Here is a 25579-nt window from a genome sequence, read left to right as displayed (position 1 = left end):
ACATCCTGCTTTCCATTTTAGCGCAAAAGTTCCTGCACTGTACAATTCCTAAACCGCACATCAAAAAAAGACGCAAGCAGCTTTTCTTCCGGTATAAAGTCGCGCTGCTCCCCTGTCAGCCAAAAATGATGATACCGATTCCGCCGCAAGGTACGTACAGCTTCATGCACGCGCATATCCGGTGCAATTCGCACAGGTAAAATGGCCAGCCCTTCCGCATAGCGAGACAGACACGCCTGCCTAGAAAGCAAAAAACGCAGGAACAAATACGGACGCTGTCGATAATCCATCACATTATGGAACAACAAGTAAAACGACACCGCTATCCCATTAAGATGGGGCGCAGGCTGCGTACAACTCCAATACAACAACACAAGCGCTCCGAGTACACTTCCATATAACGTTACGTCCATAGAACGACGGTACGAGATAAAAAAACTGTATCCAGTTTGCAGCAGACGTCCTCCGTCGAGAGGCCAGATGGGAAGCAAGTTAAATAAGGCAAGCACCATATTGCTATACACAAAAAAAGCCGTCCACACAGACGACCATATTCCCATATATTCCAGAAACCAGCCAACCAGAATGAGAACGCCATTCACAGCAGGACCCGCCAATGTGACCACAATTTCTTCGCGTGCTCGTGTGCCGCCCCACTCATCCATTTCAGCCACGCCGCCAAATGGGAGCAGCTCAATTTTACGAATACGCCAGCCATAGAGAAGCGCCGCCACAACATGACCTGCTTCATGCAGCAGCACAAGCACAAACAGTGTCATAACCTGAACGAACTGTCCTGCAAGAAGGGCAAGTAGCATAAGCGCCCAGAAAACCGGGTGGACGTGAAACGCAATGCTAGTCAAAGCGCACCACGCCCTGCGGGTCAATAAATTGCCCATTTTTCTTCACCGCAAAATATACCGGTCTTACTTTATTATCCGCCGCTGCTGCAACACGGCCGATCTCTTTCTGTACTTCAATCCAGTCATTCTGCTTCACACTTACACTACCAAGACCCGAATACCATGTCTCTATTCCTTTCGCATGCTGAATGATTACCGTATTCCCCAGCCCATCCTTCTCCCCTGCGAATGTCACCCACCCCTGATCCACCGCGCGAATCTCCGCTGTACCGGGAGTAAAAAACACACCGCTTCCCTGTTGGGCAAACGTTTGTACAACCTTGCCGGAAGAAGGAGCTTTCAGAAGAAGCCCTTGCGACTGAAGTACAGGCTTGGCGTCATTGCCCGGAGCGCCGACCGCCGGAAGCAGCGTTGGCACCGCTCCAAATTTTTGTTCATACCAGGCAGACATCGCTTCAAAGTCATACGAACGATCGAATACCTCCCCAAGTACGGCTCGGTATTTTTCCACACCAGGAAACGGGACAGTTTGCACAATGTAGGCTGTACTTAACACAAACAGCGAAGCAATAACCTTGATTAACCATTTATCCCCACGACGCATCGGTCCAGAAGGCGTTCCCGGACGCCTCTTCTGCGATCGATTGCCCGGAAGGCGAGCTGCCGGGATATATCGCTCATCCGAGTACCTAGAGTATGGTTCTCCTGTGTAATGATATCGGTGATACGGCTCTTCATGTTCGTAATATCGATTTCGCTCCGGTTCATATCGCTCATCCCGTCTCTCCTGATAACGCTCACGATACGCCCGGTCTACCCGATACGAATCATGCTCCTCTTCTTCATACGGCAAAGACTTATCTGGCTCATCAAAAAAATAGGAAGAGTAGGTATTCTCCATCTGCTCCCGCAAGCGACGTACCCTCTCTTCCCGGCGGCGTTTAATGCCGTCTGTATCATAAAATGACATACGCCCATCCCCCTCTCCCTTGTCCGTTTCGTAGTACAAGTGTATGAGAAGGAAATGGGCGATATTCTTAATCAAACATAAGCTTTTTGCGGCGCATCCCGATGTTCAGCACAATCCCCATAACAAGAAAGTTTGTGATAAGCGAACTTCCTCCATAACTGATGAACGGAAGCGGGATCCCGGTAATAGGCATCAATTGAATCGTCATGCCGATGTTCTCGAAAATCTGAAACACATACATTCCGATCACACCGGCTATGACATACATACCAAACGTATCTTTAGCCTCCATCGCAATGCGCACCATCCTGTATACAAAAAAGAAATACAGAAAGATTAAAATACTCGAACCGATAAAGCCAAGCTCTTCCCCAATAACGGTAAATACAAAGTCACTTTCCCCAACTGGCACCCAGCCATTACGTGCCTGTGTGCCCTGATTAATTCCTTTGCCGGCAAGCTGGCCGGACCCGATCGCCGTCAGTGACTGACGAAGCTGGTAGCCTTCCTTCTTATATTTATCGTTATATGGGTCCAGCCAGGACGCAATCCTCATCCACTGGTACTCATGCATAATATGCTCAGTAAAAAACTGCTGGTGATACGTGAAAATATACATCAGCGATCCGAGAAAAATAGCAACAAGCGCACCCATAATGGCAAAATACCGGACAGGCAAGCCTGCTACGATTAATATGCTGAACAAAATACCCATGAAGACGAGTGAAGTCCCAAGATCCGGTTGTATGAAAATTAAAAAAGTCGGCACACCTATAAGCAAAAGGATGCGAAACAGATGACGGAAATCTGCAATACTTTCTTCCAACTCATCCATCTTCGATAAATACCGGGCGACCGCTATAATTGTAAAAATTTTCATCAACTCAGAAGGCTGAAAGTCAATTACACCCAGCTGATACCAACTGTGCGCACCACTTTTTAAGGGAGTGAATAACACCCCGATAATCAGAACAAGCCCGAATCCATACAGCGCATACGCCCCATTGCTAAACGAATGATAATCAAACAGCAAAACCCCGGTCAGAACAAGAAACCCAAACCCGTACCAGATTACTTGCTTCCATTCGTAGTTAGCTGAAGTCGTCGCCCCGGAAATCCCGATAAAACTAAAAATACCGAGGCACATCAAAAGTAAAATCAACAGCCAGTCTAAATTCCGTATATATTTCTTGTCGAACTCCATGGTCGTCTATCCTCCGATGCGTACACGCACCGCGCTATTTCATTCCAAACAACCGCTTGACCTTTTTAAAAAATCCATCCGGCTCGTCCATGTTTAAAAATGGAACCGAATCGCCAAGCATCCGGCGCGCGATGTTCCGGTATGCAATACCTGCTTTTGCTTCATGATTCATTGCGACGGGCTCTCGTAAATTCAAATGCTTAATTACTTCTTCATCATCCGGCACATAGCCGATCGGGTCAACGGACAGCATAGACACAACATCTTCTACATCAAGCATATCACCGCTCTGTGTCATATGTGGGCGAATACGGTTGATAACGAGATATGTCGCCGTAAGATTCTCTCGTTCAAGTAGACCAATCACCCGGTCTGCGTCCCGAATGGAGGAGATTTCCGGCGTTGTAACGACAATTGCCTTATCTGCGCCAACTACTGCATTTTTAAAGCCCTGCTCAATACCTGCCGGACAGTCAATCAGTACGATATCAAAATCTGCTTTTAACTCATCCACCAGTTTCTTCATCTGCTCTGTTGTGACCGCAGACTTATCTTTCGTCTGAGCGGCTGGAAGCAAGTACAGTAAATCATCAAACCGCTTGTCTTTAATCATCGCTTGATGCAGCTTACAGTTTCCTTCCACCACATCCACAAGATCAAAGATGATTCGATTTTCCAGTCCCATGACAAGATCAAGATTGCGTAGGCCAATGTCTGTATCAATCATGCATACTTTTTTGCCCAACTGAGCTAGCGCTGTCCCGATATTCGCTGTCGTTGTCGTTTTGCCGACTCCGCCTTTCCCTGAAGTCACTACAATGGCTTCACTCATGAGGATTCCCCCTCTTCTCTATCTCATATGACAAACTGCCCAAGACCGGGCCGTATTTTATGAAGCTGGCTCATCGGTGCCTTTATAAGATGGTTGTCTCTTACATAGACAAACTCCATCCGCGTAATTTGCTCTGCCTCCGGTGAATCAGAAAACAACACACCTGCAATTCGTACCTGGCTTGGGATGAAGTCATACGCGGCAATAATCGCCTCTTCGCATCCTTCCGCTCCCGCATGTACCGTTCCTCGAAGAGAACCCAATACATAAATGTTACCTGTACAAACAACAAGCGCCCCCGAATTCACATCGCCAAGCAGCAAGAGATCCCCATTATGTCGGATAACTTGACCTGAGCGCACAGTCCGCGAATAAATCTGCATCTGCGCAGACAACTTTTCCTGCAACGCTTCCTCTTTGGTAATGACATCAGATTCTACTTTTCGCACAACTAGATTGCCACGATGGCGTAGAATCTCTCGGATACTCTCCTCTTGCTCTGCCGTTACATAGCGCCGCCCGAATTTAAGCACGACACTAATGATCGGGCCACTTAAAATCTGCTGGTGACTGTTATGCACTTTTTCCTGCAGCTCATCAAGCAGGTCGCTAAAGGCGCAAGCATCATCAAGATGAAAGACAAGTCCGTCTTTCGTCCCTTTTATCCATACGTTTTGCTTTACTTTTACCATATGCTAGCCTTCCCCCTACCTCCTTGTCTATTCGCTACAAAGCACATTTTTTCCTTCCTTCCCTATACAATCTCCTTCTTAAGAAGAGTCCGGTTCAAAATATAGCTGAAAGGTCGGAACACAATAAGCGTAAACAGTGCACTACACACAGCAGTAGGTATAATCTCCTTGATAAACAAATGTAACAGATTCATAGAAGCAAGATTAAATAAATCATAAATTTCATATGTGATCCACTCATGTAACGCAGTCAGCACGATCACATCGACCACGGCAAGCATAAAGTTCTGATGGAAATAACGAGACGTAAGACCAGCTAGATACCCCATCGTCCCCATCGCAAGTACTTCTACCCCAATCACCTGTGCATATAGTACATCATACAAAAGACCGAAGAAAAGGCCGAAGATAAGCCCCTTTCTCCGGCCTGCATACAGTCCGATCAGCACAATTCCAGCCAGGGCAAAACGCGGCACAACAATCCAGCTCGCCCCCCATACATCCGGAGCGAACACCTGAGCCACCGTACCTTCCAGGATAAAAAAGAGGAGCATTACCGCATAAAGCCATCCATTCCTCATTGCCCCACTCCCTGCCCTTCTCCTGTTTGACTACCGGGCTTTGGCGTTGGATTGTTAACAACAGGTGGTGCGACAAAACTGCGATTGACAACAAATACATGCTCTAGCTGATAGAAGTTCGCCAAAGGTGTAATCCGTGCCGTCTGTGTCAGACCATAATCTCCTTCACCAACGGAACTAACCTGACCAATTAATAAACCGGCCGGCATTACGCCACCCATGCCCGACGTTGTGACATATTGTCCCGGCGTAATTTTCAAATCTTTTACTTTCGGGATTTTCCGCATAATCAGTTCATGCTTATCCAAGTCATAGCTTTCAATAACACCATAGATCGCCTGCGTTCCCTGAATTACAGCCGCAATGTGATTCTCCTCTTCAATATCCATTAAAAGCTCTACTTGTGAGGAGAACGTAGATACAGACTGCACCCGTCCAATGAGAGCTCCGTCAGACGAAAGAACCGCCATGTTTGGTGTCACACCATCATTTTTTCCCTTGCTGATTGTTAACAGGTTATTCCATCGATCTGGCGTACGCGCAATCACATCCGCTGCTATTGTGTCGTACTTGGACAGCTTGTTATCTTTAATATCGAGCATCAGACGAAGCTCGCGGTTTTGCCGCTTCAACTCTTCTGCTTCTGCCTTTACGTGAGCATACTGGTTCTGATCCGCCTTCAGCTGTTTATTCTCCTCATACACATTAAAGATATGTCGGACACCGCCAGCAGCACCAGATACCATCAAAGCCGGCTTATAAAAGATACCCTGTACAAACGAAGACGTATCCCTAAGCACTCGCTCCGGCCAGGTAGCAAAAGGGCGCTCCTTGATGGTAGCACCCATAATGACGATCAGCACAATCAGGCCAATCAATATTGCAATGAGTCGTTTATTGCCAAAAAAATTGATCACCCGTCAACACCCGCTTATCGATTGCGTCCGGAACGCTGAGTAATGCCTGACTTTGATTTAAACAAATGCAAGTTCTCAAGCGCACGTCCTGTACCAATTGCTACACAGTCGAGCGCGTTCTCCGCTACGATAACCGGCATGCCAGTTTCCTCAGTGAGAAGCCTGTCCAGATTGCGAAGCAGTGCACCGCCACCTGTCAGCACAATTCCACGATCCATAATATCTGCCGCCAGCTCTGGTGGGCTTTTCTCCAATGTGATTTTCACAGCATCAACAATGCTTGTTACCGTTTCACTTAATGCTTCAGCAATTTCCTGTGCGGTAATTTCAATCGTTTTCGGTAGGCCTGTAATCAGGTCACGTCCGCGAATGTCCATTGTTTCCTTCTGTTCTGGTGGAATCGCAGAACCAATCTCCATTTTCAGGATTTCAGCTGTACGTTCCCCGATCATCAGGCTGTATTTCTTCTTAATGTATTGGATGATCGCTTCATCCATCTCATCGCCTGCAACACGAATTGACTTGCTTGTTACAATACCGCCCAGTGAGATAATCGCAACCTCTGTTGTGCCACCGCCGATATCAACTACCATACTTCCTGTTGGTTCCCATACCGGAAGATCAGCACCAATCGCCGCTGCGAACGGCTCTTCAATCGTAAAAGCTTCCCGTGCCCCTGCAAGTTTTGTTGCATCTTCTACCGCACGCTTCTCTACTGCGGTAATGCCAGATGGCACGCACACCATAACGTTCGGTTTGCGTGAGAACAGTCCACGACTTTTTTGTGCCTGCTCAATAAAATAGCGCAGCATCGTCGCTGTTGTTTCAAAGTCTGCGATTACGCCATCCTTCATCGGACGCACTGCCACAATATTACCTGGCGTACGACCAATCATGCTCTTCGCAGAATTCCCTACCGCTTCAATACTGCCCGTATCCGTACGCAGTGCAACTACAGACGGTTCACGTACTACGATTCCTTTCGATTTTGCATACACTAACGTATTTGCTGTTCCTAAATCAATACCCATGTCTCTATTAAAGCTACCAAACATTGGTGTGATATCTCCCTTCATGCTACAGATCGGATCTGTCATACGACAACTATAAAATTATACTCGAATGTCCCTTATTTTCAATCAGGAAAAAGCACCATCATATAAAATGTCCTTTTTCTTTTAAGCTATAAAACCGTCCATCTCCTATAATAACATGATCAAGCAATTCAATCCCCAGTATTTTACCAGCTTCCCGCAAGCGGCGTGTTACATCAATATCTTCCTTACTTGGAATGGGATCTCCACTCGGATGATTATGAAGACAAATCACCGATGCGCTGCTGCGACGAATCGCTTTGTGAAACACTTCACGGGGATGGACGACCGATGAATTCAGGCTTCCAATAAATACCGTATCTTTTCCAATAATTTGATTTTTCGTATTCAAGTACAAGCAGACAAAATGCTCCTGTGTGTGATAACGCAGCTCTTCCATCATCACATCCGCCACATCTTTCGGTGAACGCACGGCAACACGGTTGAGCGGCGGAAGTGCAATGCGGCGTCCAAGCTCCAACCCGGCAAGAATAAGAAGTGCTTTTGCGCTTCCTATCCCCTTAATGGTCGTCAACTCTTCAAGCGAAACAGACTTTAATCCGCGCAAGTCACCGATCTCGTATAACATACGCCCGGCAAGAGCTAGTGCAGATTCCTGCTTCGTGCCCGTTCTGAGCAGCACGGCGAGCAGTTCTTCATTCGATAGTGCAGTAGGTCCAAACCGCTCCATCCGCTCCCTGGGTCTCTCTGCCGCCGGTATATCACGCAGCATCACACACGACCCTGTCGTATTATCTGGATGCATGTCGATCTTCCCCCATTTCCCTATAAAATCCGGGGGTTCTCGCTGCTGTACATGATGTGTACGCCCCTCAGGCGCAATAAGCACCTAGAGCAATTGTACACCAAATTCTTCCAAAAAGTCACTGACCAATGACACCGGCAGGCCAACAACCGAAAAATAATCGCCTTCCATATTCTCGACAAGCGTGGCACCGTATCCCTGAATCCCGTAGGCTCCCGCTTTATCCATCGGTTCACCTGTAGCGATATAGCGACGAATACGGTCAGGGGACAACGGTCGCATCGTAACACGGGTTGCCCGATAGCCCACTTTTTCTTTGCCAGTCGCTGCTTCTACGATGCATACCCCGGTATATACGATATGGGTTTTCCCCTGAAGGCTTGATAAAATACGAAACGCGTCTAACTCATCCGCCGGCTTACCGAGAATCTCATCGCCTAAAACGACAACGGTATCCGAGCCGATGACAAGCGCTACTTCTTCTTCCGACTCCGCAAGAGAAAATGCAACATCACGGGCTTTACGTCGAGCTAGGGTGGTTACGAATTCTTCTGGAGAGACGTCCCCCTCCACTACTTCATTCGCTACACTCGGCTGTACAGTAAACGCCAAACCGAGTCCTTCAAGAAGCTCTTTGCGCCGCGGTGATGCGGATGCAAGAATTAACGAGCGCTGTTTTGCCTTTGCCAACATCATTCACCTGCTTTAGTCAAAAAATGCAATTTAAGTAAGTTCATGTGCCTCTTCTTCCATGTAAACACATATTGTAATCTAGTGTAACAAAGTCATGGGACCAGCACAATAAGAAAAAGGAGGTCTCCCTCCTTCTACTGCTTCAAAGAATTTTGCCATGCTTGCGAAGCTCCCATCCACTTCATCATGGCCTCTTCTGCCTGCCACAAATACGTCCGGTTTGACTGTGAGCTAAACTGTTTGGTCGCCGCTATTGATCTCGTTGCTTCGTTCAATGCTGTCTGAATGAGCGGCTTCTTTTTTTCATCTGTAACAGCAAGCAGGCTTCGTCCCGTATCAAGCAGCTGCTGATGAAGCTCCACTACCCGCTGCATACGTTCAGGTGCTACCTTCCCTTCTCGGAAACCTTCGCTGGTCATAGCTGACAGTTCTTTACATAAGGCTGCCTGCACGTCCCCGATCTTTGTGATATTCGCAACTTCTTTCGCTTCTAGCCCTGCTGGCACCGCAATCGTAACCGACGTGGCAGCTACAGGCTTCTCTTTCACATATACCGCCTGCTTTGCGTCCCGATACATTTGAGCAATGGCCGTCGCCTCCTCCTTGGAGCTTCCCATACCGAGAAACACCGCGAACTTGCCGCCATCTGCTACTTGATATACGGGCCAGCCTTTCTGCTTATAGGCCGCCTGCTCCTGCGCCGCTCCTTCTTTTGTCGTAAAGACTCCGCCCTGCACCATATAAAGCGGAAGTGCAGGGAATGAGATCACTACCGATTTTGTTTGGACAGCTTGGGCAGTTGGTGCAGCCGCTTCGACTTTCGGCTTCGGAACAGAAGCAGCCGGAGCAGGGGGAGGAACATCGTGCTGAACAGTTACAGGCGAGGCTGGAGCAGATCGCTGCTTTTCTTCTGGGACGGCAAGCATCTGCAGCGCCGCATAACCGAATAACAGGCCAACCGCAACCGCTCCCCCGACAATTCCGGTGATCCGTATCGCGAATGCCCGCTGCGCTTTTTTATTTCGATTCCAATTTCGATTTTTCCCTCCCATGAAGCCGCTTCTTCCGACCGCTTCTTCTACATACGGTACGATTTCACTCTCATGTGGTATATCTGTTTCAATCGGAACAGGCTCAATAACAGGGGGAGTGCTGCTATCTATCACCTGAGAAACAGGTGCTGTATTCAGTGTTACCTTTGGATTTTTCGTTTCTTTGTCTTTCTTGGACGCTTCGGGGACGGGTCGAGTACGAATCGTATAGTCTGGACATTTGCTCATCAAAAGCGTCTCCTTTCTCTCACTCTTTGCTTGTCCTTGCTATACGATATGTTTCACTACGGGTGTTTATGTATAAAAAAGAAATAGACCTCCCTTGCGCCTGGTAAGCGGGAGGTCTATTTTATTTTTCAGATGGAACGGGGCTAAATCTTAAATCTAATAGTGAGTGCTTGTAATTCCTCTGCCATCTTCGACAGAGTAGCTGCTAGTGATGTAACTTCCTCCATGGAAGCCAGTTGTTCCTCAGAAGCAGCCGCAATGTCTTGTGAATTTGCCAGGGATTGTTGAGCAATATGGGCAACGTTCTCCCCGCTTGCTGAAACTTCCTGCACACTAGCAGATATCTGCTCGGTGACACTCGCCAATTCCTCAATTTGCTGGGAAATCTGGCTTGTAGAAACGAGAATATCATGAAATCTTTTCTCCGTTTCATTTGCGATTTCCAGCCCGGACACTACTTCTTCCTTCACTTTGCCCATCGTTTGAATGGAATTCTCCATATCTTTATGTATTTCTTCAATTAATTTTGTGATTTGACTAGAAGACTGGCTGGATTGATCAGCCAACTTTCTTACTTCTTCTGCTACAACAGCAAACCCTTTTCCGTGTTCCCCCGCCCGTGCGGCTTCGATTGCCGCATTAAGTGCCAACAAGTTCGTTTGCGCCGAAATATCGGTAATCACACTCAATATTTTTGCGATTTCTTTCGTCCGTTGATCCAATAACTTAATGACAGTATCAGACTCGTTTACAGACATACTGATCGAATTCATTTGCTTGACCGTCTTCTGAACCGCGACCTCACCAGATTTCGCCGTTTCTGTCGTATTGGCAGATGAGTCGGAAATCGTCCGTGAACTCTCGGCAATACGCTGCATTCCTACAGATATTTCTTCAAAAGAACTAGTTGTTCGTTGGAGCATTGCTTGTTGTTTTTCAGCCCCGTTTGCTGATTCTTGTATCGCTACTGTAATTTGTTCCGTTGCTTTGCTTGTTTGCTCGGCACTTGCTGTTAATTCTTCTGATGAAGCAGCAACATGTTGAGCAGACAAGTTCACTTCACTAATAACCTGCTTCATGTTTGTAACCATATGATTAAAGTCTTTCGCCAGTTCGCCAACTTCATCTTTTGAATGAACCGTAACAGGTTCAACGGTAAAATCGCCTGCTGCTACTTCATTCAATTTTCTTGCGATAACGAGAATTGGCCTTGTGAGGTGTGTCGAAAAGAAGCCGGCAATAATAGCTCCCAGAAGAACAGCAATACCTGAAATTATTATGACAAGATAAAGGATGTAGTTAGCTCCCTGGTTGAATTCAGTGACATAAGCCCCCGAGCCTACAACCCAGCCCCAGTGGGGGTCAGCTTCAACATACACTACTTTCGTTTCTAATTTATTTGGATTGTCGGGAAGCTTATATTTATAAGTCAAATATCCGCCGCCGTTTGTCCCTGTTTCAACAATTGATTTCCCTAAAATAATCCCGTCCGGAGTTTTAACATTCATGATGTTTTGTCCTTCATTGTTCGGGTTCATAACGGAAATAGCATCTGTGTTTACAGCCCATGGATAGCCGGTTTTACCAACGGTATATTCTTTTTTCATCGGACGAACATTTTTATCATTTTTTTCGCCCAGTAATTGCTGCCGAACTTTTTCCTGCGCTTCTTCTTTCGTTAGATGCCCTACCTCGACTTGCTCGTTCATAAGATTGATCATGCCAATTACTAGTTTGACATTTTGTTTAAGCTGCAGTTTCCCAGCTTCATCTAACTTGTTTTTCGTTGATTGATATGTACTGATCCCAATAAAGATAGTAGGAATTAATAAAATAAATAAACATAAAATGATGACCTTTGTTCTTAATGACTGGAATCGAATGTTCACCTATGCTCCTCCCTAATTGTAGTAAGATATTGGGTACTGCCTATACTTTTATCGAGATAATAACACAGAAATGAATAGTAATATGTATGTGATGCAAAAGTTGCACTATATATATGATGTTAATGTTATTTTTCAAAAGAGAATCATAGAAGGTATGTAATAATCATATAATTCCTTTATTTCTGGAATAAAAAAACCGCGCAATGCGCGGCGGGCTGTACTTATTCAACGGTTGGATCTTTCTTTCCTGCAGCAGCCGGCACGACCGGCTCCGGTTTCTTATCAAGCAATGGTGCATACTGCGGTGCGTAGTAGCTTGTCAATTTGAGAGACGCATTCAACTGCTGGTCTTTCGGAATCACAAAATCATCTTTTCGTGGAGAAGTAAACGACAACTCATCAACACGCAGGTAACGCGAGATATTTTGTAGTTCGTTAACAAACGTATAAATATCAGAATAATTCCCTTTCACCGTAAGCTTCATCTCTACCGCTTTCAACGTTTCAGATGGAAGTGCCTGCTCAACAGCCTGTACATTCACAGAAGGCTTTACGTCATTTTTGACAGATGCTGCTTCTTTTTTCTCGGTCACATCGAGCTTTTCTTCAAGCGACGTCTTCTTGTCCCCTTGCTCGTTTGCAAGCGGCGTTCCGAACAATGCTGCGAGCTGCTTGACGTTTACGTCTTTCCCTTCCTCAAACGAAACGTTCACAATCCGCACACGACCTACACTCTGCAAATTTCCCAGATCAAGCACAAGCTGATCGGTATACGGTTCAACCGGGATGCGCTCAGTAATTTTTTGTACCTGCTCCTGCGGTGGTTTGCCATCTGTCTGTTTTTGTCTGGATGATAAGGCACTCACTTTGCTTTTTAGTGTCTCTACACGTACCTCAGCTTGTTCTTTCTCTCGCACAGCAGGCTGATAATACAGAAAGTAGTAAACTGCAAGTAGTACGAATAGCAGACTGAATAAAACAAGAATCGATTGGCGCTGCTTTTCTTCCATCAGCTATCCCTTCTTCCGCACAACATTCTTCTCATCAATTGTCACCGCAACCAGGGTAAATTCGGCCCGATAGCGCGGTTGTACCTTGCCTCCTGCAGCTTTTGCTAACGGAGACAGCTCTTCTTTTCCGTTCCATGTAACCGGAAGCGCGGTAATGCTTTTCATCGTAGCACTGACCATGTGAGGTGACTTCTCCAGATGATGGACATACGCGGCAATGTCTTCATATTTCTCAAAATATCCCTGGACGGTAATCTGCCCATTTAGCGTATACTTCACCTCAGTCAATCGACTATTCGCAGGCAGGCTTTGTGCCAGTTCATCGAGCATTACGGTTGGTGGATAAAACAATTGCTTCATTTTTTCCGAAAGATCAGCGTACTGTTTCCACGTAGCCGGTGAGTGATCTTCACTTTGCTTTTGCTCGGCACGGGATAGGATCTTCTCCTGCTGCTCAATCTGTTGAGACAATGCTTTTTGTTCCTGTACCGCACAATAATGCGCGTACCCGGTCACAATCGTGCCGACTCCCCAGACAAATGCCAGAATACCCACTGTCAGTCTAGGCGTGTTGATTTTTGGTTTTTTCGGGGGAAGAAGATTAATCTCAACCATGCCGCTCAACCTTTCATGGATAATCCAATTGGAATTATATAATCTTGAATGTCACGATCTTCAAAAAACGGATGCATAATATTGTCAGCCGGAAACAGGCTAATCTCAATCCCGGACAATACGCCACGCATGGATTCAATCACGTTCTCAATCCCAACGAACGTACCGGTAATGTATAGCGTTCTAACACGCGTTCCGTCATTTTTGATCGTAAACTGATAAAAGTTTAGCACACGCTCGACCTCACGGGCTGCCTCAACCGCCAATGCCTCCAGACCATCTGAGAGATGTGTCCCCTCTACCGACTGATAATTGGGCATCGTAAGCGGGATACTGCGGATGAACTCAGGGGCATTCTCCCGAAAAAAGGAGACATTAATCGCATCTGTATCAAACTGCATATACATTATACACGATTCGTGGTCTACTCCAGCCTGCATAAGAAGGCGATGCAGTGCCAGCGGCTCAATATCAATCGCATAAAGCGATAGATCAAGTCGCTCAAAAAGCTGGACATACTCTTCAACTATATTGCCTGGGGCTGCCACCACCAGATAGTTGTCAAGCCGTATACTCTCCTTTTGACCCGCCTCATCTTCTCTCTCTTCTACCACTTCATCTGGAAGTTTATAATAATCAAAATATGGATTCGTAAACGGCAGATGCACGGTAGAAGAAAGCTCCATCTCCAGAAGTGGGCGCGCTTCACGAGCCGGGACTTTTGGAAGCGGAACCGCCCGGACAATGATCATTGAGGTCGGGACCGATATGCTCACGCGCTTATGCTTTAAACGGGTCCGCGTAAGCCCGGCGCTAAGGCGAGCGACTGTTTTCTCCATATCCACAATTCGTCCGCCTTCTACACAACCAGACTCAAGCTCAATCAGCCCTGCCTGTCTGACTTGAACCCGCTCCCCTGTAGTACGAACTTCCGCGTACCGCAGGCCGGTATCTGTCAGCAGCATGCCTACCGAACCGACAGACTGCCGAAAAAATGGAAGTTTCATAGCTATCCCCCTCTATTTTCCCAGAAAAATCATACTACAAAATGACGGTCACCAGAACAGACTCCAGTACCAGTCAATCAAATCATAACCGAAAAAGACAGCCAATACGCTTCCAAGTGCGATAAACGGACCAAACGGAATGGCAGTCTTGCGCCCTTCTGTCGCTCGTCCTGCTATCATCATAAGCAGCCCGAATAATGTACCAAGGCAGGTGGATAACATGATGACCACTAGCAGACGCGGCCAGCCAAGAAATAATCCGACGACTGTAAACAGCTTTACATCTCCAAAACCGAATCCACCCCGTGCAAACATAGCGATGATATAAAAGATGCCAAATCCAAGCCCAGCACCAATGAGATGGGCTTCATATGACTCATTCGGGTGAATGAAAAAACGAAGAATGAGTATCGCAAAAAACGCCGGAAATGTGATTTTATCCAGAATAAGAAAATACGCCAGGTCCGATACCGTGACAATAACGAGAACAGAGATGAACAGCAAAACCATGCCTGTCTCAGGCGTCAAGCCAAATGCCTGATACGTCGCTGCGAATAACAGTCCGGTTATGAATTCCATAACAGAATAACCCGGCGGGATTGGATTCCCGCAGTATCGACAATGTCCCTTATTCCACATATACGATAGAATCGGCACCAGATCACGTGCCGCTAACGTACGACGGCAGTGCGGACAATACGAACGCGGTCGCACGATCGACTCTCCGTTCGGCATTCTGAGTCCAACAACATTGAAGAACGAGCCTAGTATCAGCCCATATAAAAAAAAGAATCCAGTTATGATAGAGCTGATCACCACGCTCCTCCTCCCTGTTCCCTCTTAATTTTTGTCTTTCCGGGAAATCACACTCCTTTTCCATTCATTCCAGAAAAGGAGTGTCTCGATTCCATGTACTATTATTTTGAATACTTATCTGCTAAAACATCTGCTCGCGTTGCACCTTTATAATCACGATCAATTCCACTCACTTCGCTTAATAACGTAACTTGTAATTCTCCACCATCCGCATAATCTACTTTATTAGTTGTGCCATCATATTGTTTTCCTGTAAACGGATTTTTCGGAATACCATCTAAATATTTTCCATCTGTTAATCCTTTTAAAGTAATTGAATTGCCCTTTATAGCTTGACCCGGGTTATCGATATAGTACATCTTGGCCGCATCCAGAACCATCGCAGCATTTGCGTCATGCGCCTTCACTTTCTGTCTCTCGATAATCCCGCTAATGGAAGGGATCGCAATCGCGATAATAATCCCGAGAATAACAACAACCGCCAGTAATTCGATCAGCGTCAAACCTTTCTGATCTTCCCTCAAACGTTTGAACATGATACACTCCCCCATTTCTTGTTTACTGTTGATCAATTCGGTTAAATATCTCAAACATCGGTACCATAATAGACAAAACAATGGAACCGATGATAACCGCAAGTACGACAATCATAACAGGCTCAATGAGCGCTTTAATGCGCTCCACCGAGTTTTCTACTTCTGCCTCGTAGAATTCCGCAATCTTCTCCAGCATCCCATCCATTGCGCCGGTCTCCTCGCCGATCGCAATCATGTGACTAACAAGCGGCGGAAAAACCTTCTCCTGCTTAAGCGGTTCAGATAGCGGTCGCCCTTCTCGCAAACTATCTCGTGATTTAGCGATCGCTTGCCCGATTACCCGATTATCTGCCACATTCTCCACAATCGTAAGCGCCTGTAAAACCGGCACAGAACTCGCAAACAGCGTACTCATCGTCCGGCTCAGCCGCGCCAGCGCCCCTTTTTGCAGCAGCTTGCCGAACACCGGGATACGTAGCTTCATATAATCCGCCCAGTACCGCCCCCGCTTCGTGCGAAAGATAAATCGCAAAGCTATATATACACCGAGTATAGCCAGTGCATACATATACCATGTTTCAATGACGCTATTACTAACAGCGACTACGCTTTTCGTAATAGCAGGAAGCTCTGCATGCAATCCGTTAAACATCTGGACAAACATCGGCACCACATTTGTCAGCAAATACAGCGTAACTCCCACGGTAAGTACAAGCATCGTAAAGGGGTAAATCATCGCGGACTTGAGCTTTTCTCTCGTATAATGCGATTTCTCATAAAATCCGGCCATCCGGTCCAGTATCGTTTCCATACTTCCAGACGCTTCGGCTGCTTTTAGCATACTAATATACAATTCATCAAAAATACGCGGATGCTTGGCACATGCTTCCGAAAGCTGCCGTCCTCCTTGAATCTCAAGCTCAATATCAAGCAGTACCTGACGAAGCCGCTTACTCTCACTCTGCTGGGCAAGAATATGAATGCTTTCTACAATGCCAACACCGGCCTTAATAAGTGTTGAGAGCTGCCGCAAGAACACAATAAAATCTTTACTCTTAACCGGACGAAACAGTGTCCATTCCCGTTTCAGTACACTCTGCTTCTCTTCACGAATTGCGGAAACGTATAGCCCCTGCTGCTTCAGCTCCGCAAGTGCGATTGGCTTGCTCGCTGCTGTAATCTTGCCTTTTGCCTTCATTCCGTCCAGCCCGACTGCTTCATACGAAAACAGCGGCATGTTACTCAAACACCCTTTCATTCAAATGGTGCTGTACCGTCTGACGTGTGACGATCCCTTGGCCCAACAGCTCCTTAATCGACATCTCCATCGTATGCATTCCAAGCTCCTTGCCTGTCTGCATCATGCTTTTAATCTGATGCACTTTCTCCATCCGAATCAAGTTGCCAATAGCCGATGTATTCACGAGAACTTCTGTCGCTGCTACTCGGCCGCCCCCCACCTTCTGGAACAAACGCTGGGAGACGATGCTGACAAGAACGGATGCCAGCTGAATTCGGACCTGTGGCTGCTGACTTCCAGGAAATACGTCAATAATACGATCAATCGTTTGCGGCGCATCGGATGTATGCAGCGTAGCAAATACGAGGTGACCGGTTTCTGCTGCCGTAATCGCGGTACTAATCGTCTCCAGATCGCGCATCTCCCCGACCAGAATCACATCCGGGTCCTGTCTGAGTGCGGATCGAAGCCCACTCGCAAAATCATTCGTATCAAACCCGACCTCCCGCTGGTTGATAATCGAAAGCTGATGCTTATGCAAATACTCAATCGGATCTTCCAGCGTAATGATATGCTTGCGCATCGTACTGTTAATATAGTCGATCATCGCCGCAAGCGTGGTCGATTTCCCGCTACCCGTCGGACCTGTAACCAGTACAAGCCCCTGTGGTTTGCGACAAAGCGTCTTAAGTACGTCAGGAAGTGCCAGAGAATCAAGCCCTGGAATCCCCGCTGGCACAACACGGGCTACCAGACTAATGCAACCACGCTGATGATACGCATTAACACGGAAACGCGATACTCCCGGCAAACCGTATGAGAAATCAAGCTCCCCTCGCTCGATAAAAGACGCGTACAGATCCTCCCGGATTAACTCACGGGCCATCAGTTCCGTATCCTGTGGTGTAAGCGATGGAATATCAAGCCGTTTTAATTCCCCATCAATCCGGAAAACAGGAGCAGATCCCACCGTAATATGAAGATCAGACGCTTTCTTCTCACAGGCGTACTTTAGCAATTTCTTAATATCAATCTCGCTCATCCTTCATTACCCCTGATTATATTTTACTACTACTTATTGCCTATATCACTAATTTTTTTCATTTTTATTCCGTAGCACAAACGCGCAATACTTCTTCCATCGTCGTAATGCCCTGCGTCACTTTAATCAGCCCGTCATCAAGCAGCAAAATCATGCCGTTTTTCATCGCATGACGGCGCAGTTCAGAAGCAGGGGCTCGCTCTGCAATCATCCGGCGCATCGTATCATCAAGCGAAAAGATTTCATGCAGCGCCGCTCGTCCCCGATAGCCGGTAAGATTGCATGCGGCACAGCCTTTCCCACGCCATAGCTTCTCAACCTTGACACCACGCTGGGCAAAAATAGCTTGTTCATGCTCATTCACCGGATGTTCATAGCGGCACTCCTTGCAAATACGGCGCACAAGCCGCTGTGCCATTACGCCATTCACAGACGATGCAATCAAAAACGGTTCAATCCCCATATCACTCATACGAATAATGCTGCTAATCGCATCATTCGTATGCAACGTGCTCAATACTTGGTGACCCGTAAGCGCAGCACGAATCCCGATCTCAGCTGTTTCGGTATCACGCATCTCCCCGATCATAATAATGTCCGGGTCCTGCCTAAGAATCGAACGCAGCGAGGAGGCGAACGTCATGCCGATAGCTGAATTGACCTGAACCTGATTAACGCCTTCAAGCTGGTACTCCACCGGGTCCTCTACCGTGATAATATTTACATCCTCACGATTCAAATGATGAAGCACCGCATACAGGGTCGTCGATTTTCCGCTTCCTGTCGGACCTGTCAGCAGAAAAATGCCATTTGGCTTGCGAATAATCTCACGAAATGCAACCAGATTGCGCCTTGTCAGTCCAAGCTGATCAATTTCCATCATGACATTCGTTAAATCCAGCAGACGCATCACGATTTTCTCCCCGAAAACCGTTGGCAGCACCGAAACACGAATATCGTATTCTTTATACGCAATCCGCAACTGCATGCGTCCATCCTGCGGCACACGCCGTTCCGCAATGTTCAAGTTCGCCATAATTTTAAGACGAGCTGTCAAAATCCCGTGCATATGACGGGGGAGCACCCGCTCTGTACGAAGCATTCCATCAATCCGATAGCGAATCCGAACGCCGTCATCTTGTGGATCAATGTGAATATCACTCGCCCGAAGCTGCGTTGCCTGTTCGAACATCTGATTTACAAGGCGGACAATCGGTGAATCCTCATCCGTTACTTCGGCCTCTTCCACATCCAATGTCGAATTCATATTCTCCATGAGCTCTTTTACGGAGTCCTGCATGCTGTACATACGATTAATCGCCCGCTGTACTTCATCGCGCGTAGCAATAACCGGATCGATCGCAAATCCTGTGCTCATCCGAAGCTCATCAATGGCAAAATAGTCCATCGGATCAACCATTGCAATCGTCAGCCTGTTACCCTCTTTTTTTATCGGAATCAGCAGGTTGCGGCGAGCGACCTCTTCCGGCACAATGCTTGAAAGAGATGGATCAAGCCGATAGCGAAACAGACGAACATGCGGGATACCTAATTGAAACTCCAGTGTCTCAATCAACTGCTGCTCCGTAATATATCCGGTCTGAAGCAGATGATCTCCCAGCTTCAGCTTTGATTTTTTCTGCTCTTCCAGCGCTTTTTTCAACTGCTCTTCTGAGATCATGCCGCTTTCAATCAGGATGTCACCAAGACGTTTACGCGCCATCGAAGCACCTTCCTCTCCTGCTAATCCAAATAAATGACGTTATCTTTGACTCTGATTTTTGTACTTCCCGTGCCCTTTTCCGGTACAGGTACTTTTTCTGCTGGTGGAGGAGTCGGAGATGGTGTCGTATTTGACACTGTTCCTGAACTCGAAGAAGTCTCCGAGTTGGAGACAGGCGCAGGATTCGCCGCCTCTCCTTCCTTCCGAATACTCGATGCGATAATGGTCGGGATCGGTACGTAGTAATCTACTGAGACCCTCTCTTTTTGAAGCGTACCAGCTTCGTTGTACCACGCCACATTCACACTAACACGCGTACCAGCTGCTCCCTGGCGAATGATGCGCTCCTGTCCATACGGCATGGTATTGTCCGCCCGCACAACAGTATCCTGCGGGATTTCCTGAACCTCACTTGTGCTGACAGCAGCAGGTAAGCCTTTTTGCTTACCTCCAAACAGCGCGACACGCAGTTCATTATTTTGTACTGTGGCATATATGTATATAGGCTTATCGCTTCGATTTACAAGCTGTAAGTCTTTTTCCTTGCCATCTACAAAAGCATCTAGTCCAGGTGATGCATACTCCACCTGATGAAGATGTGGACTGCGCGTCACGATGCCAATCCGTCCCGCCAGTGCACTGTAATACAGAGCAGAGGCGACCTGAGAGGCACCTCCGCTCACTCCATCCTCCGGTTTGTCTGCAGGTGCAGCTACCGGAATATATCCCTTACCCGGATTAAAAGGTCCGGTACGTGCATTAAAGGAAAACGTTTCTTGTGGTTTAATTACAGCCCCATTCAGTAAAGAGGCTGCTTTCTGTACATTATCAAGCCGTGCAGCATCTCCGCCAAGACCAAGGCGCTGCTCACCGAGTAAAGCCTCTACCCCGGCAAGATCATTTTTGGTAAGTTCGGGCTTGCTGCTGTCTACTACGAGTGGAACATGCAGGTGCTTCTCGTAATATGAAAGTTCATGTGTCAATGCCGTAATCGTTTTCTCAATACTGAGATGTCGTCCTTCTATTTCCGGTATAACACGAGCATTGGAGCCCGTAATTTCTACCTGAGCCGGAACAGCCGTCCGATTGATCGTCTGCTCCATTTCTCCTAGAATAGTAGACGCTCTTGCCTTATCAAAGGTTACACGTAATGGCAGGTCAGCTGTCGGAGACGTTCCCCGCCAGCTTTTCCACCATCCAAGCACGCCGGATCGTTCTTCAGAGGTACGTTTGGCATCCTCTAGCGTTCCGGCAATATCATATCGTACGCCAATCTCCTGCTGAGCGACTGGACGTTGTCTCGTATCAATCGTCAAAATTACTTGTTCCTTTTGCATACGATTTACAAGCTGCTGGATTTTTTCCTGAGCTTGCTTCTCTGTCAAGCCGCTCAATGGTAGCCCGGCTACTGTCAATTGCGGGTCATAGTCACCGCCCGGATCGATTTCTCCCGCCACCCCGGAAACTGACAGAGCGAGCAGGCTTACGATCGTCAGCTGAGCAAACAGCAGGATAAGCATTGTTTTTGTTTCTTTTCCGCGCAGTTTCTCAAGCACGGTGCCATCCTCCCTCTTCCGTAGGATCATCATCTGCCTTACTTTTCAGGCGTTCAAACGATACACCCTCTTCTTGTAATACATCACCAAGATGAACAAAATAGTCCTTCTCCTTCTCGTCAGCTTCCCGTTCAAAAACAGGCGCTGGCGAGTCGTCTTCAAACTCAAATGCAAGATGAGGCTCTGCCTCTAGAACCTCATCTTCTAGTAGAGAAGACTCTTCCTGTACTTCTTCTTTTTCTTTTATCAATGGTTCTTCTTCTTTCATCGGTAATTCCTCAATAAACTGTAACTCTATCATACTATGATCTTCATCTGTAGCAGCAGAGAACGCTGTATGATTCAATAGATCGTGCATTTCTTGCTCCATCGATACAGGCTCATTAGCAAACTGTAACAATTCCGCCGCTTTATGTTCCTCCTCTGCTTCCACTTCCACTTCCACTTCTACCTCATCTTCTTGTTTCACAGCATCCCTATCATCTTCTATCGGAAGCGGAACATGTACCCACACCGCCTCTTCTGCTTCCACAAATGAAAACGTAAGCACAAGCACAACAGAAACAACTGCAAGAAGCACAACAACCATAAGTAGGCCAAACCATGCTGTGAGAAATGGTGCTGCTGCGCCAAGACAGACCGCGATTCCAAAGGCAATATACCCACGTTTTATTTCTTTTAACTTGTGGCGCGAAAGAATACTTAATAAAATAGTCAAAAAGGCATATAAAAGATAATATCCAGTTAGTCCTGCTAGGTTCATTGTATCACCCATTTTCAAAAAAATTCTATGCGTTTCTTGCTAAATATAATATAAAGGAAGGAGGAAAGGAAGGGTGACAGATGATATGACACAAAAAGAAAAAGGCTTCACCCTGATTGAAGTCGTTGCAGCTCTCGTCATTTTCTCGATCGCGATTCTATTATTCAGCAATTTTTTTGTAAAAAGCTACGGTCTTTCCAAGAAGCAAGATAACCGGATGATCGCACTGAATCTAGCACGGCAAACTGCCGAAGAATGGAAAAGCGAAGCGGGGATTGTTACGTCAGCTACTACAGTCAATGGAGTGACAATTGCGGCAGGCACACCAGTTACATATGACGAAATGAAAAAGCTTAAAGGGCAGACCATTACAATAAATGCAGGAGCACCGCTCATCATTAACGGACGCAGCTATTTACAAAAGGTAGCGATTAGCGCCCTTGATCCAGATACTGCCCACCAGCTTTTGCTGCTGACTATTACCGTACGTGATGCGAATCACCCAGACGATGTACTGGCTGTGCTGCACACAGGCGTTCCGGAGAAAGGGTGAGCGTGATGCGACATATACATGTACCACACGATGAACGCGGGCTGACTCTAATTGAAGTGCTAGCCGCACTGACCATCTTTTTTGCGATTCTACTTCCGCTCACCTCGGTTTATACGAAAGGGGTTTCCTTGTATGCCACTACCCGGACACAAACCGATCTGCGCAATGAAGCGGATTTTGTACTGGGCGATATCATGCGTACATTGCGTGAACATAAAGAGTCGGCTACAGAACCGAATAAGTCAGACAGCATTAGCCCCGTCTCTTCGTTTGAACTGAAGAACTATCCGTCTGATTCCGAAGATACATTAAAGCGAATCTTCTCCAACAGGCTGGCAGGTGGCATGATGGATGAGACAGCAAGAAATGCTGCCCAAAATGCCGCACTTGTCTACTATCGCAGCGTGAAGCTTGTGTCTCGTGATCCAAATAACCAGGACGAGGAAAAAATTACGCAATCGTCCGTCTCCCGCGTCGGCTACGTGCTATCCGAAACGTTGCCAGCGGGTACAAACGGACTGTATCAACGCTTTCCGATTCAGGATAATCGCTATCTGATTGATGGCCTGTTTGAGATGACCACAGATGGCAGCCAGAAGTTGATCGTCTATTTGCTCATTGCACCGAGAGGCGAGCAGATCACAACGAGTGATGGGGAAACGACTCAGTTTCGCAATGTTGAGGATGTAGAAGCAGAGTTGAATCGTCTGGAGAACGCACACGAAACCAAGCTCCCAGGCTACATTCACCTGGTTCGCACCGAGTTTGCTGTGAATGATTTGATAAGAGGGTGAGTTCATGATACAACATCGGGAAAAAGGTGCTGCACTACTAACCGTTCTATTTATTCTCATCCTGCTTACCCTGCTTGGCTTCTCATTAGCTTCCTACATGATGCAAGGAGCAAAGCAACGGGCAATAGCAGATGATGAAGTAGAAGGCAAAATGCTCGCTGATACAGGACTAATGTATTTGCAATCGTATATGGAGAAAGAAGCAAAGTTCGGGGCAGATGGAAAACCACTCGCTGATCGTGACGTGCTTGCTCTACTAGATAAAGTGGCAAAACGTAATAATCCCTCAGATATTAAAGAAATAGAAGCCCAAAAACTAACCTACCAGGTGACCTGGCTTCCTCAAAAAGAAAACCCACACGATCAGGGCGGATTCGGCATTGCATATGTCTCACTAGATGCAGTCGGAGACGAAACGAGCGATATAATTGCTGCGGTGAAAGACCCAATCAAACCAAGTCAGCCGTACGTGCGCAAGCTGCGCCTGTATATTGTCGGCATTCCAGCTCGGGCAGCAGCAGACAATAGTGACGGGCAGAAGCGCGTGCTGCTGAAGGCAACCGCGTATATCAACACCATCGATGCTCCATTCCGCTTTGCCGTCAGTACACCCGGAGATTTGCGTCTGCTTGGCGGAAGCAACATTATCGGAGATGTCACGGCTGGTAATCTCGTAACAAGCAACCAGCATCTGTACAGCCAGGATGGCGTCTGGAAGATCGATCCTGGAAACAGCGGCACGCAGTCGTATATCGAAGGACGCGCTGTATTCAATAACCAGACAGGAAAGCTTTATCAAGTTCCTTCGCTGCCTGCAGCGGGTGGAGCTGATAAGCCAAATCTCGACTCTACGACCAAAAATGAAATAAACGATTTCTCGCGCTCTTCGCTGGCATCGCACAATATGTTTACGCCACATGCGCTACCAGACAATGAGACCGTGTTGAATGCAAAATCAACTACACCGTATATTCCAGGCTATGATATTCCGACTTTCTCTCGTAATGCAAACCTGAAACAGAAATTATCACTTGGCAGTATCGCTTCCTACATGGCCAAACAGGAAGCAGACAATGGAATCAATTCTTTTTCCGTGACAGAACCGGAAATTGATCTGATAAGCGGGATGAACCCAGGTGATCCTGCCCGCTACAAGACACGCCCGCTTGCCCTTGAAGTTCCTGTCAACGATAGCGATGCGCTCGAACCGATTGATATCGGGCAGACAACCGCAGATGAGAAGCTTGTGATTGCCTCAGATTATGCGAAAGACAGCGCAGCCATTCCGCTTACTATTCGCCTGACAGGAAACAGCCTGAAAGGAAAAGCAGACCGGATTTTTATCGGCCCAACCGATTCTACTAAGCTCGCTACTGTAGAGATGGGACGTACCGGCTCATTCAAGCAAACACCAGATAATTCAGGAGAGCCGTTTACTTTTGATGGAGTGATCTACATTCATGGCAATCTTGATATTGTCGGAGATATAAAAATCAAAGGAGCAATTTATGTAGACGGGGATGTTGTCATTCGAGAAGCCGGAAATATAGACTACGATGCTGGGAAAAAAAACAATCTTGCCATTATTTCTACCGGCAAGATCACTCTCACTGATCGGTACCTCGATCGGGATAACCCGGGTCAAGTAGGAAAGTGGACAGATACTTCTACCAACGGTAAGGCTTCTCCCGTACTATCTGCCTTTCTGTATTCGGAAAATAATCTGGAGCTGTACTCGCACGACTCCTTCAACTGGATTGTCGGCGGACTTGCGACAAGTGCCAATTATATTGAGCTGAATACGAAGCGGGAAGATCCTCAAGATGATAAAACGGGCGGGGCTGCCCGGCTGGTTGTCCAGTTCAACCGCGGCATTTTTGAACGACCGACTCCTGGCCTTCCGGTTGGAAGCAGCTACTCGCTCGATGTGTATGACGTGTATTATTCACCGCTGCCGAATGAACTCCATCTAGTCTTCTAACAAATACATCACTCTACGACAAAGAAGCTGTCCCAAAGGCCAAAACATGGCGAGCGGGACAGCTTCTTGCTTAAGGGTGGTTTTCTCCAAAGAGTGGTGGAGGAGCCGGGATCGGGCGGGGCCTCCACCACTCTTTGGTATGCTGATGAAGAAGCTGAGCTT

General features: G+C 47.0%; 25 protein-coding genes. 3 read left to right on the top strand and 22 right to left on the bottom strand.

Annotated features, from left to right (window positions below; genetic code table 11):
• Positions 1 to 17: 17 nt before the first annotated feature.
• From PO771_RS03970 to PO771_RS03865, 22 genes are all read right to left on the bottom strand, one after another.
• On the bottom strand, positions 18 to 863 hold the full coding sequence (locus PO771_RS03970) for a M50 family metallopeptidase (RefSeq protein ID WP_272561988.1): 846 nt from the start codon (positions 861 to 863) through the stop codon (positions 18 to 20).
• Positions 856 to 1833, bottom strand: coding sequence for a M23 family metallopeptidase (locus PO771_RS03965; RefSeq protein ID WP_272561987.1), 978 nt, complete (start codon positions 1831 to 1833; stop codon positions 856 to 858). The genes PO771_RS03970 and PO771_RS03965 overlap by 8 nt, the downstream gene beginning before the upstream one ends.
• A gap of 67 nt (positions 1834 to 1900) precedes the next feature.
• Positions 1901 to 3037, bottom strand: coding sequence for a rod shape-determining protein RodA (gene rodA / locus PO771_RS03960; protein ID WP_272561986.1), 1137 nt, complete (start codon positions 3035 to 3037; stop codon positions 1901 to 1903).
• Positions 3038 to 3071: 34 nt separating this feature from the next.
• Positions 3072 to 3869 (bottom strand): septum site-determining protein MinD, encoded by a 798-nt coding sequence (minD, locus tag PO771_RS03955; RefSeq protein WP_272561985.1) that lies wholly within the window; start codon positions 3867 to 3869, stop codon positions 3072 to 3074.
• A 23-nt stretch (positions 3870 to 3892) separates the two neighbouring features.
• Positions 3893 to 4561, bottom strand: coding sequence for a septum site-determining protein MinC (gene minC, locus PO771_RS03950; RefSeq protein ID WP_272561984.1), 669 nt, complete (start codon positions 4559 to 4561; stop codon positions 3893 to 3895).
• 62 nt (positions 4562 to 4623) lie between these two features.
• Positions 4624 to 5142 (bottom strand): rod shape-determining protein MreD, encoded by a 519-nt coding sequence (mreD, locus tag PO771_RS03945; protein ID WP_272561983.1) that lies wholly within the window; start codon positions 5140 to 5142, stop codon positions 4624 to 4626.
• Positions 5139 to 6059, bottom strand: a complete 921-nt coding sequence (gene mreC, locus PO771_RS03940; RefSeq protein ID WP_272561982.1) for a rod shape-determining protein MreC — start codon at positions 6057 to 6059, stop codon at positions 5139 to 5141. The genes mreD and mreC overlap by 4 nt, the downstream gene beginning before the upstream one ends.
• Positions 6060 to 6073: 14 nt before the next feature.
• Positions 6074 to 7114: a rod shape-determining protein gene (locus PO771_RS03935; RefSeq protein WP_272561981.1), complete on the bottom strand. Its 1041-nt coding sequence runs from the start codon at positions 7112 to 7114 to the stop codon at positions 6074 to 6076.
• A gap of 100 nt (positions 7115 to 7214) precedes the next feature.
• Positions 7215 to 7919: a RadC family protein gene (radC, locus tag PO771_RS03930; RefSeq protein WP_272561980.1), complete on the bottom strand. Its 705-nt coding sequence runs from the start codon at positions 7917 to 7919 to the stop codon at positions 7215 to 7217.
• Between the two features lie 84 nt (positions 7920 to 8003).
• Entirely contained in the window at positions 8004 to 8615 is a 612-nt protein-coding gene (locus tag PO771_RS03925) for a Maf family protein (RefSeq protein ID WP_422664979.1), read from the bottom strand.
• A 131-nt stretch (positions 8616 to 8746) separates the two neighbouring features.
• Positions 8747 to 9892: an SPOR domain-containing protein gene (locus PO771_RS03920; protein ID WP_272561978.1), complete on the bottom strand. Its 1146-nt coding sequence runs from the start codon at positions 9890 to 9892 to the stop codon at positions 8747 to 8749.
• 143 nt (positions 9893 to 10035) lie between these two features.
• Positions 10036 to 11781: a methyl-accepting chemotaxis protein gene (locus PO771_RS03915; RefSeq protein ID WP_272561977.1), complete on the bottom strand. Its 1746-nt coding sequence runs from the start codon at positions 11779 to 11781 to the stop codon at positions 10036 to 10038.
• A gap of 221 nt (positions 11782 to 12002) precedes the next feature.
• Entirely contained in the window at positions 12003 to 12791 is a 789-nt protein-coding gene (gene pilO / locus PO771_RS03910; RefSeq protein ID WP_272561976.1) for a type 4a pilus biogenesis protein PilO, read from the bottom strand.
• 3 nt (positions 12792 to 12794) lie between these two features.
• Positions 12795 to 13406, bottom strand: a complete 612-nt coding sequence (locus PO771_RS03905) for a PilN domain-containing protein (protein WP_272561975.1) — start codon at positions 13404 to 13406, stop codon at positions 12795 to 12797.
• 5 nt (positions 13407 to 13411) lie between these two features.
• Positions 13412 to 14413 (bottom strand): type IV pilus biogenesis protein PilM, encoded by a 1002-nt coding sequence (gene pilM, locus PO771_RS03900; RefSeq protein ID WP_272561974.1) that lies wholly within the window; start codon positions 14411 to 14413, stop codon positions 13412 to 13414.
• Between the two features lie 48 nt (positions 14414 to 14461).
• Positions 14462 to 15229: a prepilin peptidase gene (locus tag PO771_RS03895; protein ID WP_272561973.1), complete on the bottom strand. Its 768-nt coding sequence runs from the start codon at positions 15227 to 15229 to the stop codon at positions 14462 to 14464.
• A gap of 101 nt (positions 15230 to 15330) precedes the next feature.
• Positions 15331 to 15765, bottom strand: a complete 435-nt coding sequence (locus PO771_RS03890; protein WP_272561972.1) for a prepilin-type N-terminal cleavage/methylation domain-containing protein — start codon at positions 15763 to 15765, stop codon at positions 15331 to 15333.
• Between the two features lie 22 nt (positions 15766 to 15787).
• Positions 15788 to 17002: a type II secretion system F family protein gene (locus PO771_RS03885; RefSeq protein WP_272561971.1), complete on the bottom strand. Its 1215-nt coding sequence runs from the start codon at positions 17000 to 17002 to the stop codon at positions 15788 to 15790.
• Between the two features lies 1 nt (position 17003).
• Positions 17004 to 18047: a type IV pilus twitching motility protein PilT gene (locus tag PO771_RS03880; RefSeq protein ID WP_272561970.1), complete on the bottom strand. Its 1044-nt coding sequence runs from the start codon at positions 18045 to 18047 to the stop codon at positions 17004 to 17006.
• A 64-nt stretch (positions 18048 to 18111) separates the two neighbouring features.
• Positions 18112 to 19770 (bottom strand): GspE/PulE family protein, encoded by a 1659-nt coding sequence (locus PO771_RS03875; RefSeq protein ID WP_272561969.1) that lies wholly within the window; start codon positions 19768 to 19770, stop codon positions 18112 to 18114.
• Between the two features lie 20 nt (positions 19771 to 19790).
• Complete coding sequence (locus PO771_RS03870) at positions 19791 to 21326, bottom strand: VanW family protein (RefSeq protein ID WP_272561968.1); 1536 nt, start codon at positions 21324 to 21326, stop codon at positions 19791 to 19793.
• Positions 21319 to 22089 carry a hypothetical protein gene (locus PO771_RS03865; protein WP_272561967.1) on the bottom strand — a complete coding sequence of 257 codons (771 nt, stop codon included), beginning with the start codon at positions 22087 to 22089 and terminating at the stop codon, positions 21319 to 21321. The genes PO771_RS03870 and PO771_RS03865 overlap by 8 nt, the downstream gene beginning before the upstream one ends.
• Positions 22090 to 22162: 73 nt before the next feature.
• On the opposite strand from PO771_RS03865, the gene PO771_RS03860 reads away from it, so the two are divergent.
• From PO771_RS03860 to PO771_RS03850, 3 genes are read left to right on the top strand one after another with little or no spacing between them, the layout of a single operon-like run.
• Positions 22163 to 22642 carry a type IV pilus modification PilV family protein gene (locus tag PO771_RS03860; RefSeq protein ID WP_272561966.1) on the top strand — a complete coding sequence of 160 codons (480 nt, stop codon included), beginning with the start codon at positions 22163 to 22165 and terminating at the stop codon, positions 22640 to 22642.
• A gap of 5 nt (positions 22643 to 22647) precedes the next feature.
• A complete protein-coding gene (locus tag PO771_RS03855; RefSeq protein WP_272561965.1) occupies positions 22648 to 23436 on the top strand; it encodes a PilW family protein in 789 nt (262 codons plus the stop codon).
• 4 nt (positions 23437 to 23440) lie between these two features.
• Positions 23441 to 25417: a hypothetical protein gene (locus PO771_RS03850; RefSeq protein ID WP_272561964.1), complete on the top strand. Its 1977-nt coding sequence runs from the start codon at positions 23441 to 23443 to the stop codon at positions 25415 to 25417.
• The last annotated feature ends 162 nt before the right edge of the window (positions 25418 to 25579 follow it).

This window comes from Aneurinibacillus uraniidurans (assembly GCF_028471905.1).
GTDB classification, from domain to species: domain Bacteria; phylum Bacillota; class Bacilli; order Aneurinibacillales; family Aneurinibacillaceae; genus Aneurinibacillus; species Aneurinibacillus uraniidurans.
The sequence above is the reverse complement of the archived record's forward strand: the minus strand, read 5'-3'. Positions and strand labels throughout refer to the sequence as shown.